A 15,251-nucleotide genomic window follows, 5' to 3' on the forward strand; every position below is an offset into this window, starting at 1 on the left:
CGAGGCTAGTAACGGTCCCCCAGCCTATTCGCTGTGCGCGAAGAGCTTGAGCACCGGTACACCGACCTTGTGACGGGCCCGGGAGGCCCAGTCGCGGTGGAAGAACTCCTCCACGTAGTGCGGTGCGGTCAGGACGATGACCTCGTCCGCCGTCGCCTCGTCCACGACGGTCTTCAGCTTGTCGAGGGGGTGGTCCTCGATCACCTGTCCGACGGCGTCCGAACCGGCCTTGCGCAGCGCCTGGAGCGAGTACTCCAGAGCGAGTTCGGCGGGCTCGCGGGCGTCTGTGCCCTCCGGTTCCGCGCCCTCCCGGGTGGCCTCCTTCAGTTCGCCGAGCGCCACGTCGTCGATCGCACGCAGGAGTACGTCGGCCTGGTCGCCCCGCGGCTGCATCAGTACGACGAACGAGATCCGCTCCTCGCCGTGGAGGGTGGTGACGAATTCCACGTCCTCCGGGGTGAGGGGCTTCTCGATCATCAAAACGCTTGTGAACACGACAGGGGCCTTCCGCTTTGTCCCATCGACCTGACGGTCGCTGCTGAAACCATCCTTCCCCGCGCTCCCACGGGGTCTGCAGAAGTAAGTGTGCCCATCCGGAGCTAACCGGAACGGGAAATTCCGTTACTTGTCAGAACTCGTGTCAACACGTGCCGGGTCGCGGATCAGCCAGACCGCTCACGGCGGTACCGGGTGAACAGGAACCCGTCCTCCTCCAGCATCGACGTCAGGGCGAATCGTTCCGGCACTCCCACCGAGAGGCCCACCGCGATCCGCTGCGCGTCTCCGGCCGACAGCATCGGGGACACGGTCAGACAGAGCTCGTCCAGCGCGTCGGCCGCCACGAACTGGCCGAGCAGCCTCGGCCCGCCCTCCGTCAGCTGCCGGGTCAGACCGCGGGCGGCCAGCTCGCGGACCGCCCGCTCCGGAGCCACCACGGCGCCCTCACCGGCGACGACGACCTGGGCGCCCGCCCGCTCGGCCTCCTGGACGCGGTCGGACGGAGCTCCCGCGCCGGTCAGGATCAGGGTGGGCACGAGGGGTGCGGTGAACAGCGGAAGCGAGAAGTCCAGGTCCAGGCTCGCGCTCACGACGGCGATCGCGGGAGCGGGCCCCTGGCCGGCCGCCGCACGCCGCTCGGCGAAGGCGTCCCGCGCCTTGGCGGGCCGGTAGCCCTCCAGGCGCACGGTTTCCGCGCCGACCACCACCACATCGGCCAGGCCGCGCAGGGTGCCGAAGATCCGCATGTCGGTCGCGCAGGAGATGCCCTGGGAGCGGCCGTCGTGCTGGGCCGCGCCGTCCAGGGTGGACACCATGTTGGCGCGCAGCCACGGACCGTCCCCCTCCGGATAGGCATAGGCATCGGCCAGCCGTTCGAGACTCCACTCGCCGTCGCCGGCCGAGGTCGTCGGGGCGGTCGCGTCGGCCGCCCGGCCGGTCGCGTCCGTTGTCAGGTCCGTCACAGGGAGCAGGCGTCGCATGTGAAGCAGTCTGGCATGGCCCTTAAGGTGGCGAGTTGTGTCGTCATCCACCGCCGTTCCGGGGCAGAGCCCCATAGCCGAATCGGCCCCGCTGTCCCTGTGCGCCCGTGAGCCGCGCGTTCCCGCCGACCGTCTGGTCGCCGAGATGGTGCCGCCACCGCGCTTCGACGCGGTGCGCTTCGAGACGTACGTCCCCGACCCGAACCAGCCCAGCCAGACCGAAGCGGTCAGGGTGCTGAGCGAGTTCGCGGGCGGTCTAGGCGGCGCGCACGCCACGGGGGCCGGGAAACGGAAGTGGTTCGGCCGGAAGGCGCCCGTTGCTCCGACCGGGCCGCGCGGCGTCTATCTCGACGGTGGTTACGGCGTGGGCAAGACCCACCTGCTGGCCTCCCTCTGGCACGCCACGCCGGCGGCCGCGTCACTGAAGGCGTTCGGCACGTTCGTCGAGCTGACCAATCTGGTCGGCGCGCTGGGCTTCCAGCAGACGGTGCAGACCCTCAGCGGGCACCGGCTGCTCTGCATCGACGAATTCGAACTGGACGACCCGGGCGACACGGTCCTGGTGTCCTCGCTCCTGCGCAGGCTGGTCGAGGCGGGGGTCGCGCTGGCCGCCACCTCCAACACCCTGCCCGGCAAGCTCGGCGAGGGCCGCTTCGCCGCGGCCGACTTCCTCCGCGAGATCCAGGGGCTCTCCTCGCACTTCAGGCCGCTGCGGATCGACGGCGAGGACTACCGCCACCGCGGGCTGCCGGAGGCTCCGGCGCCCTACTCGGACGAGCAGGTCACCAAGGCCGCGTACGCCACGCCCGACGCCGCACTCGACGACTTCCCCGGTCTCCTCGATCATCTGGCCCGGGTCCACCCGAGCCGGTACGGGGCGATGACCGACGGCATCAGCGCGGTCTGCCTCACCGGGGTGGAGCCGGTGCCGGACCAGTCGACGGCGCTGCGGCTCGTGGTGCTCGCGGACCGGCTCTACGACCGGGAGGTCCCGGTGCTCGCGTCGGGGCTGCCCTTCGACAAGCTGTTCAGCGACGAGATGCTGAACGGGGGGTACCGGAAGAAGTACTTCCGAGCCATCTCCCGGCTGACAGCGCTGGCACGCGACGCAAAGGGACTGGTGGCGCAGTAGGTTCGGGGGCGTATCCCCGTACGGGGCACCTTCGGGAGCCTCGTACGTCCCGTATCACCGCGCACACCGTTCGAAGGGAATCCAGCATGGCTACCACGCGTCAGGCGCACACGGTCTGGGAAGGCAACCTGATCGAGGGCGAGGGCGTCGTCACCTTCGACTCCTCCGGCATCGGCGAGTACCCGGTCTCCTGGCCGGCACGCGCGGAGAAGGCGAACGGCAAGACCAGCCCGGAGGAGCTCATCGCCGCGGCGCACTCCAGCTGCTTCTCGATGGCTCTCTCGGGCGGCCTGGCCAAGGCCGGCAACCCGCCCACCCGGCTGAACACCCAGGCCGACGTGACCTTCCAGCCCGGCACGGGCATCACCGGTATCCACCTCACGGTCCAGGGCGAGGTGCCCGGTCTCGACGAGGCGGGCTTCGTGAAGGCCGCCGAGGACGCCAAGGCGAACTGCCCGGTCAGCCAGGCTCTGACGGGCACGACGATCACGCTTTCCGCTTCGCTGATCTGATCGCACGGGCCCCCGGGACCACTGACGTCCCGGGCGGCACCACGAGGCTCAGTGGCCCGCATGGTTCCCGCGCGGCAACACGCGTGGTACACACATGCGGGTCACTTCACCTGTCCGCCAACAGGGAGTTGCCTCATGTCCTCAGCATCACGACGCCCCGCGACCCGACGTCAGGTCCTGGCCGGCAGCGGCGCGGCCGCTGTCTCGGTCGCCTTCACCGGAGCGTTCTCCGAACTCTTCACGGGCACGTCGGCCGCCGTCGGCCACCGTGGTTACGGCCCGCTCGTCCCCGACCCGGACGGCCTGCTCGATCTGCCGAAAGGATTCCGCTACCGGGTGCTCTCCCGGCAGGGCGACGAGCTCCGATCGGGTGAGGGCCTCGTACCCGGAAACCACGACGGAATGGCCGCCTTCCAGGGCCACCGCGGCCGTATCCATCTCGTACGCAATCACGAGAACCGGGCCTCCGCCGCCCTCGCGGTCCCCACGGTCGACGGTCTCACCTACGACCCCATGGGCAAGGGCGGCTGTACGGCCCTGGAGCTCGACAGCCGCAACACGGTCCTCGGCGAACGCGTCGCGATCGCCGGTACGGCGGTGAACTGCGCCGGTGGCCCGACCCCCTGGAACACCTGGCTGACCTGCGAGGAGACCGAGGACAAGGCCGACACGAACGGCTACACCAAGGACCACGGCTTCGTCTTCGAGGTGGACGGCGCCGATCCGCGGCGTACCGGAGCCGTGCCGCTGACCGCGATGGGCCGCTTCCAGCACGAGGCCGTCGCCATCGATCCGCGCAGCGGGATCGTGTACGAGACGGAGGACGCGTTCCAGCGGCCGTTCGGGCTCTTCTACCGCTTCCTGCCCGAGAAGCCGCTCGGCGGCCGTGGCTCGCTGCGGGCCGGTGGCGCGCTGGAGGCGATGCGGGTGCCCGGCGTCCCCGACCTCTCCGCCATCCAGGAGAGCGGGGCGAGCTTCGGCGGGGTCGAGTGGGTGCCCGTACCCGATCCGCTGGCGGCCGAGACCCCGATCAGGCTCCAGGACTTCGGCCCCAAGGGCATCACACACGCCCAGAAGCTGGAGGGCTGCTACTGGGGCGGATCGTCGGTGTACTTCGTCTCCAGCTTCGCGCGCCGCTCGGAGGGCTCGTCCGGTGACCACTACGGGCAGGTGTGGCGGTACGAGCCGAAGCGGCGCCGTCTCACGCTGGTGGTCGTCTTCGGCCCGGACACGGACATCCAGCTGCCCGGCGAGTCCCCCGACAACATCTGCCTGGCCGCCGACGGCGGGCTGATGGTGTGCGAGGACGGCAACGGGGCCCAGCACGTCCTCGGCGTGACACGGCGGGGCGAGGTGTACGCGATGGCGCGCGGCCGGCAGAACACGGGGACCCCACAGGAGCCGGAGTGGGGCGAGTTCGCGGGAGTGACCTTCTCGCCGGACGGGCTGACGATGTATCTGAACTGCTATACGCCGGGGACGACCTTCGCGGTGACGGGGCCCTGGTGCTGAGCGGCTGAGCGAGGGGTGGGGGCAGGGGCCGGGAGGCAGGGGGCGGGAGGCAGGGGGCGGGAGGCAGGGGGCGGGAGGCAGGGGGCGGGAGGCAGGGGCCCCTCCCCTGTCCCCCGGCCCCGTAACAGCGGTGTAATCCCCCGGCCGCACGCTCTCAAAAAACGCCTGGCTCAATGCTCTCCACTGGACTGACCAGCACCGGAGGGCATGTCATGGACGATTCACCGCACGTTCGGGCCGCGCATCCCGTGGACCGCCGGCCGCCCCTCGGGAAGCTGGCGGTCTTCGGATTCCAGCACGTCCTGATCATGTACACCGGCTGTGTCACCGTGCCGCTGGTCTTCGGCGCGGCGGCCGGACTGTCCACGTCCACGATCGGTCTGCTGATCAACGCGGATCTCCTCGTCGCCGGTCTGATCACGCTGGTCCAGAGCCTCGGCATCGGGAAGGTCTTCGGCATCAGGCTGCCGATCGTGACCGGTGCGACCTTCGCCTCGGTGACGCCGATGATCCTGATCGCGGGCGAGTACGGCATGCAGGCGGTCTACGGATCGATGCTCGCCGCCGGAATCTTCGGGCTGCTGATAGCCGTACCGTTCGCGCGGCTGGTGCGGTTCTTCCCGCCCTTGGTGAGCGGCGTGGTGATCACGGTCGTCGGGCTCTCGCTGATCGGCGTGGCCGCGGGGCTCATCACCGGCAACGATCCGGAGGCCGCCGACCACGCCTCGACGACCCGGCTCGCGCTGGCGGCGGGCGTCATCCTGTTCATCGTGCTGTTCGCCCGTTTCGTCCGTGGCTTCGCCGGGCAGATCGGCGTCCTTATCGCGCTCGTGGTGGGCACTCTGGTGGCGATACCGCTGGATCTGACGGACTTCTCGGGGGTCTCGGGGGCGGACTGGGTGGGGCTCGCCGCGCCGTTCCACTTCGGTGCGCCGCAGTTCCCGCCGTCCGCGGTGATCTCCATGTGTGTCGTGATGCTGGTGATCTTCACCGAGTCGACCGCCACGATGATGGCGGTGGGCGAGTCCACCGGGCGGCCCGTCACCGACAAGGACCTGGCCCGGGGGCTCGCCGCCGACGGACTGTCCGGCGTGCTCGGCGGCACGATGAACTCCTTCATGGACACCGTCTTCACGCAGAACATCGGCCTCATCCGGCTGACGAAGGTCTCCAGCCGCTACGTCACCGCGGTGGCCGGCGGCATGCTGGTCGTCCTCGGCCTCATCCCCCGGCTCGGTGAACTGGTGGCCGCGCTGCCGGGTCCGGTGGTCGGCGCGGCGGGTCTGGTGCTGTTCGCCACGGTGACGATGGTCGGCGTCAGCACACTGCGCCGGGTCGATCTCGACCAGGGGCACAACATGACGATCGCGGCGGTGGCGCTCGGGGTGGGCCTGCTCCCGGAGGTCTCCGAGGGCATCTACGACGGCTTCCCCTCCTGGGCGCAGATCGTGGTGGGCAGTGGCATCACGAGTGCCGCGTTCGCCGCGTTCCTGCTGAACCTCCTCTTCCACCACACGACCTGGGGTGGCGGGAAACCGGCGGGGGGCGAGCCGGTGCCGGATTCGCCCGTGGCGGCGGTGGGTGCCGTGGGCGCCGTGGGTGCCGTTCCCGCGCAGGCGGGGGCCGTCAGGGCTTCGACGACCGAGTGAATCGGGGGGCCGCCCCGCGGTGCGGGAGTGCCGCTGGCGGCTCGCCACCGGGTGATCGGTTACGTTCCGGGAGTGACCAACTCTGTACGGAAAATTGCGGCACTGACCGTTCTGGGGGCGGTTTTCGGAAGCGGCCTCTTCGGCTGCGGGAGCCCGGAGGGCCCCCGTACCGGCACCCCCCGGGCCGCGACCCACGCGCCGTCCGGCTCTCCGTCCGGCTCTCCGTCCGGCTCTTCTTCGGCGGTCCGCTCCGCCGCTCCCTCCGCGCCGGCCGGTGCGCTCGCCTCGCTGCCGGCCGGCCGGAAGCCGCCCACCATGGCGCCCGGGCCGGCGGGACTCACCCCGGTCTTCAAGCGCGGCCCCCGCGCGACCGGTGAGGGCGCCGGGCTCCGCGACAAGGTCGTGGCCCTGACCTTCGACGCGGACATGACCGCGGACCAGGGTCCGCGCGCGGCCGCCGGCGAGCATTTCGACAACCCGGAGCTGATCGCGCTGCTGCGCCGGCTCAAGGTCCCCTCGACGGTCTTCATGACGGGGCGATGGGCGCAGGAGTATCCGGCGCAGGCGCGGTCGATCGGCACCGATCCGCTGTTCGAGATCGCCAACCACTCGTACCGGCACTACGCCTTCACGTCCCCCTGCTACGGCCTGCCGGTCGTCGAGGAGGCGGACATGCGGGACGACGTGCGGCGCGCCTTCGCCGCGTTCCGGAAGGCGGGGGCGCGCAATGTGGTGCCGTACTTCCGCTTTCCCGGCGGCTGCTACGACGAGGCGGCGCTGCGCACACTGGCGTCGGAGAAGGTGACGGCGGTGCAGTGGGACGTCGTGAGCGGTGACGCGTTCGCGACGGACGCGGATGCGGTGGCCGAACAGGTGCTGGCGGGGGTGACGCCGGGGTCGCTGGTGGTCATGCACTGCACGCGCAGCGCGGCGCCGGTGACCGATGAGGCGGTGAAGCGGCTGGTGCCGGAGCTGCGCGCGCGTGGCTACCGGTTCGTGAAGGTCTCCGAGCTGATGCGGGGCTGAGCCCGCGCGTCAGCGGCGGAGCGCGCCGGGGGTCAGCAGTGAAGCGGGCCGGGGGGGCACCGACGGTCAGCCGGAGCAGGCCGTGCGCTCCGCTTCACGCCACTCGCACACCGGACACAGGGTGATGCCCTTGGCCGACTCCGGATACTCGGTCGGCTCGCGGCACAGTACGCATTCGGCGAACGGAGGACCCGTGTCCGTGCCCGTGATCACCGGCTTCGGTGCGGGAGTCTCGCAGTACGAATCGTCCATACGTACGAGGGTACTCACTCGCGCACGGAGGTGAGCCGGCAGACGAGGGCGGCCACCGCGGCGGCGAGTGCGACGGCACCGGCGAGCGGCAGGACCGGCGTCGGCACCGTCCCCGAGAGCGATCCCGAGACCAGCCCGGTCACCGCGTACTTCGCCGGTGACCCGCTGGTCACCAGGGCGAGCAGGACGCCCAGCACCGTGGCCGCCACCGACCAGCCCCGGCGGTGCAGCAAAGGCCTGGTGCACAGGGCCCCCACCGCCGCCCCCGTCAGGGCGCAGCACACGGTGACGAGCAGCGCGGCGAGCCCGGCGGCCGGCAGCGGCACGTCCACGGTGCCGTCGGTACTGACCGGCTCGCTGATCAGGAGGACGGCGGTGGCGGCCACGGTGCCCGGGACCAGCGCCCACCCCGTGGCGGCGAGCAGCACGGAGAGATGGGCCCGCGGCTGCCCGACGACCGCGGCGGTGACGGCGCGTGCGGCAGGGGGCTCCTGGGTGGCGCAGAGCTGGACGAACCACGCGGCGACCGGCACCAGCCCGGCGGCCGCGTAACCGAGCGAATCCAGGACGGGCTGCCCCGGCCGGACGCCGATGGCGAGGAGGGCCGCGTAGAGGAGGACGGGGGCGAGCCAGCGCTGCGAGCGCAGGAGGTGGGCGGCCTGGTAGCGGACGAGGGCCACCATCGCCCTGCTCCTCGGCGTCGTACCCCGCCGGCCGGGCGCGGGCGCGTCGGGTCCGGGCGCGTCTGGCGCGGGCGCGTCGGGAGCGGGCGCGTCGGGAGCGGGCGCGTCGGGAGCGGGCGCGTCGGGAGCGGGCGCGTCGGGAGCGGGCGCGTCGGGCGCGGGCGCGTCGGGCGCGGGCGGCCGGGCAGGCGCGGGCCCATCCGGTACCGGCGCCACCGATGCCGGGGCGGGTTCACCCGCCGGGGGCCCGCTCCCGGCGGGTGACACCTGGTCGATGTGCCAGGGGCGGTGGGCGGTGAGGAGGGTGCGCAGGACCGCGTCCGAGTGCTCCGCCGGCACCGTGAGGCGCACCGCGCCGTCGGGGCGGGGCTCCAGCGCGGGTGTGCCCGGAAGCCCTGGCGGCAGGGTGGTGCCCGGCGGGCCCGTGGCCTCGATCCGGACCCGGGGGCCGGAGGGATGGCGGGCGGCACGGACCGGCAGCGGGGCGAGGGCGTGGCCGTCGATTGCGTACACGGCGTCCACCGCGTCGGCCAGCCGCCGCGGGTCGTGGTCGACGAAGACGACGGTCCCGCCCGCCGCGACGCGTTCGGCGACCGCCCGGTCCAGTTCCTCGCGGGCCGCGGCGTCCAGCCCGGTCCACGCCTCGTCGAGGACGAGCAGCCCGGGCCGGGCCAGCAGCGCCTGCGCGACGGCCACCTTCTGGCTGGTGCCCTTGGAGAGTTCGGCGAGGGGCGTACGGGCGTGCTCGGCGGCCCCGAACCGCGCCAGCCACTCGTCCGCCCGCGCCGCCGCCTCCGCCGTCCGCAGTCCCTGGACGCGGCCGAGGTGGACGAGGTAGCCGGTGGCCGTGAAGGGCAGGGCCGCCGGGAAGCGCTCGGGGACGTACGCCGTACGCGGCACCCGGCCGGTGATCCGGCCCTCGCTCGGCACGTCGATCCCCGCGAGCAGCCGCAACAGGGTCGACTTCCCCGTCCCGTTGGCGCCCTCGACCCGGACCAGGGCCCGCGCGGGCAGTTCCATGTCGACCCCGCGCAGGACCCAGGGGCCGCCGAGACCGTACCGGCGGCCCACCCCGCTCAGCTTCAGTTGGCCGACGCCTTCTCGGGCTTGACCTCGCTCGGCCGCACGATCACGAACCCCTCGCCCTGGAGCATCAGTTGGACGGCCTCGCCGGAGCCGCCGCGCACCATCGAGCCGAAGCTCTGCGAGCGGTGCAGGGACGTGGTGAGCCGCTCGCTCCACCCGACGACCGCGTCCGTGTCGACGTACACCGGCTGCGCCGCCGTGACGGGGATCACCAGCGGCTGCCCCTCACATATCAGTCCGAGCTTCCCGTATCCGCTGAAGACGCTGTTGAAGAGGCCGCCGCCGGTCATTCCGGCGCCCTTCACGGTCTTGATCTCGTAGGCGAGGGTGGCGTCGAAACACAGGACGTTGCGGCCGTTGACGGTCAGGACGTCGCCCTGCTCCATCTCCACGATGAAACAGCTCGCCGCCTCGTGGGCGAACCACGCCTCGCCCTGGCCGCGGACCGCCATGAGCGGCAGCCCCTCGCCGGTGACCGCGCGCTTGAGCATGCCGCCGATGCCCTGGCCCTTGCGCTCGAACTGGAGATTGCCGCGGAAGGCGATCATGGAGCCCTGGCGTGCGTGCATCTCACCGTTGACGGCGTACTTGATGGACTTGCTGTTCTGCAGGGTCATTCCGGGGACGGTGGCGGCCTGGACCATGTGCTCGCTGGAAAAGAGATCGCTCTTCATGCGGAGCATCCTCACCCGGAGCCTTTCGTTCCGCCAAGAAGCGGGGAGCGGGTGCCTGGCAGACTGGGCGGGTGAGCAGCAACGGCATCCCCGCATCCGAGTCCCCCGCAGTGCCTGTTTCCCCGGACAGTCCGTTCCGCACGGAGCCGACCGTCCGCGACGAGGCGCCGCAGTTCGTGCTGCCGCTGGTGGTGCACATCGAGAAGACGGCGCCCCCGGCCCGTACCGACGCCCTGCGGACCGCCGCCCGTGCCGTGCTCACGATCCTCTCCGACGAACGCTCGCTCGACGAGGGCGAGTGGGCGCAGGTCATGCGGGACTGGCAGGACGCCCGGATCCGCAAGGTGGTGCGCCGGGCACGCGGCGCGGAGTGGCGCAAGGCGTCCGCGCTGCCCGGCATCACGGTGACCGGCGACAGCGCCGAGGTACGGGTCTTCCCGCCGGTGCCGCTGGACGGCTGGCCGAAGGAACTGGCCAAACTCCAGGTGTCGGGCACGGACCTCGACGACCCCGAGCCCCCGGCGGCGCCCGACCTCGGCGGTCCGGTGCTGTGGCTCAACCCCGACCTCGGCATGTCGGCGGGCAAGACCATGGCCCAGGCCGGGCATGGCGCCCAGCTCGCCTGGTGGGAGCTGTCCGACACCGAACGCAAGGCGTGGCGCGAGGCCGGCTTCCCGCTCGCCGTGGCCACTCCGGACGCGGCGCGCTGGCGGGAACTGACCGTGAGCGGCCTGCCGGTGGTGCGCGACGCGGGCTTCACCGAGATCGCGCCGGGGTCCTGCACGGTGGTCGCCGACCATCCCGCGCTGCGCCGCTGACTGAACATCCCTGCGCACACTTACGTACCTCCCGATACTGCCGTACCGGCATTACCGCCAAGTAGCCTGCACGGCGAATCAGTTGGCGGTTGATTCGACGCTGTCACGCATCGGCCCGGGAGACACCTTGTTGCGACGCATCAACGGAACGGCCCTCATCATCGCGGCGCTCGTCGCCACGCTCGGCGCGCTCGCCTTTCCCATGTGGTCGTACGCCGACCGCTCGGGCACCGGGGAGGCCAGGCTCAACGCGTCGAGCGTCGCCACCCAGTGGGGCCCGCTCTCCGCGACCGACCGGGACTTCCTGGTCAAGGTGCGGCTCGCCGGACTGTGGGAGCTGCCCGCCGGACAGCAGGCGATCCAGCGCGCCCCGAGCGAGGCGACGAAGGCGGCCGGGGACCACCTCGTCGTGGGGCACACCGACCTGGACCGGCGGGCCCGGGACGTGGCGGCGAAGCTCGGGATGGAGCTGCCGAACCAGCCCACCGCCCAGCAGCAGGGCTGGCTGCGGGAGCTCACGGCGGCGAGCGGCGAGGAGTACGAGCGCAAGTTCGCCAATCTGCTGCGGGCCGCGCACGGCAAGGTCTTCGCACTGGTCGCCCAGGTGCGGCACACCACCCGTAACGCCCTGATACGGCAGTTGGCGTCGGACGCCAACCAGACGGTGCTGGATCACATCACCATGCTGGAGGGCACCGGATTCGTCGACTTCGACGGCCTGGCGCGTGAGGCGGCGGGGACCTCGACGGCGAGTCCCTCGGGCCCGCCCGCCCCGTCCGGCGGAGGGGTGCCGCAGGTCCCGGTGCCGGTCACCCCCACCGGGGACCAGTCGTTCACCTCGCGTCCTGTGCCCCCGACGATGATGCCGATGCCCTGACGGACGGCGCCCGCCGGGAACCTCAAATCAAGCTCTGAACGTCCCCCTGTTCGGATTCGTCACCGCCTGCCGGGGCCATCACCCCTGCACAGCGGACCTAGGGGGACACACATGAGGCTGGGAATCGGAATCGGCTGGCGGCCGGAGATCGCGGACGCCGTGGCGACGCTGCCCGGGATCGACTGGGTGGAGGCGGTAGCGGAGAACATCTGCACCGGCCATCCCCCGGAGGCTCTGATGCGGCTCAGGGAGCGCGGCGTCACCGTCGTCCCGCACGGTGTCTCCCTCGGCCTCGGCGGGGCGGACCGCCCGGACCCCGGCCGTCTCTCGGACCTGGCGGCGCGGGCCACCCTGCTCGGTGCGCCGCTGGTGACGGAGCACATCGCGTTCGTACGCGGCGGGGGGCCGCTCACCGCGTCCCCGAGGCTCGAAGCGGGGCATCTGCTGCCGGTGCCCCGCACCTGGGACGCCCTGGACGTCCTGTGCGAGAACGTACGGATCGCGCAGGACTCGCTGCCCGTTCCGCTGGCCCTGGAGAACATCGCGGCGCTGATCTCGTGGCCGGACGAGGAGCTGACCGAGGGGCAGTTCCTCGCCGAACTCGTCGAGCGCACCGGGGTCCGGCTGCTGATCGACGTCGCCAATCTGCACACCAACCACGTCAACCGCGGCGAGGACCCGGCCACGGCGCTCGACGAGCTGCCCGTCGAGGCCATCGCCTACGTCCATGTGGCGGGCGGCGTCCAGAAGAACGGCGTCTGGCACGACACGCACGCGCATCCCGTGACCCAGCCCGTGCTCGACGTCCTGACCGAACTGCGCTCCCGGACCGACCCGCCCGGAGTGCTGCTGGAGCGCGACGACGACTTCCCGGCAGCCGCCGAGCTGGCGGGCGAACTGACCACGATCCGGGCGACCCTGGCAGCCGCCGCGGCTTCCTCCCGAGGCGGCCGGGTGCGACCGGAGGCCGTACGCCCCCAGCGGGCAGCGGCCCCGGTGAAGGGCGCCCGCGACCGCTGCGCCGTCGCACAGACCGCCCTGCTCTCGGCGCTCGTCGCCGGGACCCCCTCGCCGGAGGGCTTCGACCACCGGAGGCTCGGGGTGCAGAGCCGGGCCCTGGCCGCGAAGCGGGCCGGCGTCGTGGCGAAAGTCGCCCCTGAACTCCCGGAGATCCTCGGCGACGGCTACCGAGGCGCCTTCCTCGACTACGCGAGGACCCACCCGATGTCCGACGGGTACCGCCGCGACGCGCTGGACTTCGCCGAGCGGCTGCTGATCGACGGGCTGCCCACCGACGCGGCGGCCCGGCGACGGCTGACCCGCTGGTGGCAGGATCGCGTCGATCCGCGTCCGCCCCGCCGCTCCGTCCGACTGGTCCGCGCGGCCCGTGCCGCGCTCGTGGGGAAGTGACCCGATGAACGCTCTCGCCATCCTGCTGAACCTCGCCCTGGTCGCGACCTCGGTCCTCCTGATCACCCGCGCCGTCGCCGCTCGTGGCTCCACCACGGGAGCCGGCAGCCAGGTGCACGACCTCTACGAGGCGGCGTTCCTCAACGGCGGCCCGGCCAGGGTCGTGGACACCGCGCTGACCGCCATGCACGCGGACGGCCGGCTGGCCGTCGGCGGCCCCGGCATCGTCGTCGTCCTGCGGGGCGAAGCCCGTGATCCGGTGGAACGGGCCGTGCTCCAGGAACTCGCCGCGGCCCCGAACGGCGCCCTGCCCGCGCTGCGCGCCGCGGTGATGCGCCACCCGGCCGTCCAGGAGACCGGCGACGGGCTCGCGGCACGCGGGCTGCTCGTCGCCCCCGCCACGCACCGTCCCCTCCGCGTGTGGGCCCTGGTCCAGGGCGTGGGCTGCATGGTGGCCCTGCCGGTCTGTCTGGTGCTCACCTTCGTCCAGTACGCCGTGCACGAGGGCTACTCGGACATCCCGTTCCCCTTCATCGTCAAGGTGCTGCCCATCCTTCTGCTCGGCTCCCTGACCGGCATGCTGGTGGCCTCGTCCACCGGGCGGAGGATCACCAAGGCGGGCCGCCGGGCGGCCGACGGCTACCGGGCCGCGTATGCCTACACGATGACCCCGGCCCATCTGGTGGCCACGCTGGGGCTGCGCGCGCTGCCCGATCCCGCGCTCCAGGCCCAGTTGGCCGCCGCCGCACGGGTCCGGACCGCCGGACGGCGCGGGTCCACGGTGTACACGGACTCCTCGACGTCCTCCGCGGCTCTGCTCACGCCGGCGGTGTGGTGCGCCGGGGTGGGTCCCGGCAGCGCGAGCTGCGGGAGTTCCAGCGGAAGCGGGAGTGGTGGCGGGGGCGGCGGGGGCGGCTGCAGCTCGGGCGGCGGGTCCAGTTGCAGCTCCGGCTCCAGCTGCGGAGGGAGCAGCGGAGGCGGCGGGTCGAGCTGCGGAGGCGGCGGGTCGAGCTGCGGCGGCAGTTCCGGCGGCTCAAGTTGCGGCAGCAGCTCCTGAGGACGGACCGAATCCGGCCACGCGTACCAACCGGTGGACCACATCGCATCCATATCGTGAACAAGGCATGGCGCTTCGTGGCCCTCTCGCATAGAAATCCGGGATGCTCTGGGTTGTGTTCCTGCTGGTCGCGTGGGCCGCGGCGGCCATGTCGTGTCTCCGCCTCTGCCTCGCGACCGCCGCGGCGGCGCCCCGGGCCGCCGCGCCGGAGCCCGCGCACCACGCGCTGAATCTGTACGAGACGGCCTTCCTGGCCGGCGGCCCGCACCGGGTCGCCGATCTGGCGCTGGTCTCCATGCATCTGCGGCGACGGCTACTGCTCGCCCACACCGGCTGGGCGACGGTCGTCGACCCGGAGGGCCGCGACGAGGTCGAACGCACCGTCATACGGGCCATAGGGCCGCAGGGTCAGTCCCGGATCGCCCCCATACGGGCAGCAGCGGCGGCCGCCGACGCCGTACGCACCCTCGCGGACCGGCTCGTCGCCGCGGGCCTCGCCGTTCCGCACGGGACCCGTACGGGCGTCGCGTCCGCGGCGCGCGCGGTGCGCGCCTCGGCCGTTCTGGTCGTGGTGCTGGCCGGAGCGACGGCGCTCCTGCCGGGCCGGGACGAGGATGGATCGGGCCCGGTGGCGGCCTGGTTCGGGCTGCCGCTCGTGCTCACGCTGGGCTGCCTGGCGATCGCCCGCGTCGAGAACCATCCGTACAGCCCGTGGGCGTCCCCGTCCGGTCAGCGGTGGCTCGACTCGCTGCCGGCGCCGGTGTCGGGCGCGGACCGCGATCTGCTGGCGGCGGTGGCTGTCCAGGGTGTGCGCGCCGTGGAGGACCCGGCGCTGCGTGCGGCCCTGACGGACCGTCGCCCGGGCTGGTCGGCCTATCCGGGGCATCACATGTGACATTGCAGTGTGATGGCGGCGAAACAACTGCGTCAGCGAGCATCGGGTGGCGTGCCCGCTGACCGGAGAAACACCGGTGCGGGGGGGGGGAAGCGAGCCTACCAAGGGGAACAAACCAGAGTTTTTGGGACAAAAGGGAGGGGGAGTGGTGTTTAGTTCCATCCCCTTTCTTTTCCTTTTTTGGGTGTCT

At 72.2% G+C, this 15,251-nt stretch carries 15 protein-coding genes; 10 read left to right on the plus strand and 5 right to left on the minus strand.

Going from position 1 to position 15,251, the window contains the following annotated elements; genetic code table 11:
* Positions 1-24: 24 nt before the first annotated feature.
* On the minus strand, positions 25-477 hold the full coding sequence (locus tag AC07FA_RS18845; protein WP_479076770.1) for an indole-3-glycerol phosphate synthase: 453 nt from the start codon (positions 475-477) through the stop codon (positions 25-27).
* Between the two features lie 185 nt (positions 478-662).
* Positions 663-1,478, minus strand: a complete 816-nt coding sequence (locus AC07FA_RS18850; RefSeq protein WP_479076772.1) for a pyrimidine reductase family protein — start codon at positions 1,476-1,478, stop codon at positions 663-665.
* 37 nt (positions 1,479-1,515) lie between these two features.
* On the opposite strand from AC07FA_RS18850, the gene zapE reads away from it, so the two are divergent.
* The 5 genes from zapE (at position 1,516) to AC07FA_RS18875 (ending at position 7,309) form a co-directional block, all read left to right on the plus strand.
* On the plus strand, positions 1,516-2,610 hold the full coding sequence (zapE, locus tag AC07FA_RS18855) for a cell division protein ZapE (RefSeq protein WP_479076773.1): 1,095 nt from the start codon (positions 1,516-1,518) through the stop codon (positions 2,608-2,610).
* A gap of 86 nt (positions 2,611-2,696) precedes the next feature.
* Entirely contained in the window at positions 2,697-3,122 is a 426-nt protein-coding gene (locus AC07FA_RS18860) for an OsmC family protein (protein WP_479076775.1), read from the plus strand.
* A 135-nt stretch (positions 3,123-3,257) separates the two neighbouring features.
* Positions 3,258-4,634 (plus strand): alkaline phosphatase PhoX, encoded by a 1,377-nt coding sequence (locus AC07FA_RS18865; RefSeq protein ID WP_479076777.1) that lies wholly within the window; start codon positions 3,258-3,260, stop codon positions 4,632-4,634.
* A gap of 212 nt (positions 4,635-4,846) precedes the next feature.
* Complete coding sequence (locus AC07FA_RS18870; protein ID WP_479076779.1) at positions 4,847-6,283, plus strand: nucleobase:cation symporter-2 family protein; 1,437 nt, start codon at positions 4,847-4,849, stop codon at positions 6,281-6,283.
* Between the two features lie 93 nt (positions 6,284-6,376).
* A complete protein-coding gene (locus AC07FA_RS18875) occupies positions 6,377-7,309 on the plus strand; it encodes a polysaccharide deacetylase family protein (protein ID WP_479077233.1) in 933 nt (310 codons plus the stop codon).
* A 66-nt stretch (positions 7,310-7,375) separates the two neighbouring features.
* Here the strand turns inward: AC07FA_RS18875 and AC07FA_RS18880 are convergent, their stop codons facing one another.
* The 3 genes from AC07FA_RS18880 to AC07FA_RS18890 are packed head-to-tail and all read right to left on the minus strand — an operon-like array spanning position 7,376 to position 10,004.
* Complete coding sequence (locus AC07FA_RS18880; protein ID WP_479076780.1) at positions 7,376-7,561, minus strand: hypothetical protein; 186 nt, start codon at positions 7,559-7,561, stop codon at positions 7,376-7,378.
* A gap of 14 nt (positions 7,562-7,575) precedes the next feature.
* Complete coding sequence (locus AC07FA_RS18885) at positions 7,576-9,315, minus strand: ABC transporter ATP-binding protein (protein ID WP_479076781.1); 1,740 nt, start codon at positions 9,313-9,315, stop codon at positions 7,576-7,578.
* A gap of 11 nt (positions 9,316-9,326) precedes the next feature.
* Positions 9,327-10,004, minus strand: coding sequence for an AIM24 family protein (locus tag AC07FA_RS18890; protein ID WP_479076782.1), 678 nt, complete (start codon positions 10,002-10,004; stop codon positions 9,327-9,329).
* Between the two features lie 71 nt (positions 10,005-10,075).
* On the opposite strand from AC07FA_RS18890, the gene AC07FA_RS18895 reads away from it, so the two are divergent.
* The 5 genes from AC07FA_RS18895 (at position 10,076) to AC07FA_RS18915 (ending at position 15,061) form a co-directional block, all read left to right on the plus strand.
* Positions 10,076-10,822: a peptidyl-tRNA hydrolase gene (locus AC07FA_RS18895; protein WP_479076783.1), complete on the plus strand. Its 747-nt coding sequence runs from the start codon at positions 10,076-10,078 to the stop codon at positions 10,820-10,822.
* A 130-nt stretch (positions 10,823-10,952) separates the two neighbouring features.
* Positions 10,953-11,699: a DUF4142 domain-containing protein gene (locus AC07FA_RS18900; protein ID WP_479077235.1), complete on the plus strand. Its 747-nt coding sequence runs from the start codon at positions 10,953-10,955 to the stop codon at positions 11,697-11,699.
* A 111-nt stretch (positions 11,700-11,810) separates the two neighbouring features.
* Complete coding sequence (locus tag AC07FA_RS18905) at positions 11,811-13,109, plus strand: MbnB/TglH/ChrH family RiPP precursor modification enzyme (protein ID WP_479076784.1); 1,299 nt, start codon at positions 11,811-11,813, stop codon at positions 13,107-13,109.
* Positions 13,110-13,113: 4 nt separating this feature from the next.
* Positions 13,114-14,166: a TIGR04222 domain-containing membrane protein gene (locus AC07FA_RS18910; protein WP_479076785.1), complete on the plus strand. Its 1,053-nt coding sequence runs from the start codon at positions 13,114-13,116 to the stop codon at positions 14,164-14,166.
* A gap of 103 nt (positions 14,167-14,269) precedes the next feature.
* A complete protein-coding gene (locus tag AC07FA_RS18915; RefSeq protein WP_479076787.1) occupies positions 14,270-15,061 on the plus strand; it encodes a TIGR04222 domain-containing membrane protein in 792 nt (263 codons plus the stop codon).
* Positions 15,062-15,251: the final 190 nt, after the last annotated feature.

This window comes from Streptomyces sp. NPDC045968 (assembly GCF_056430475.1).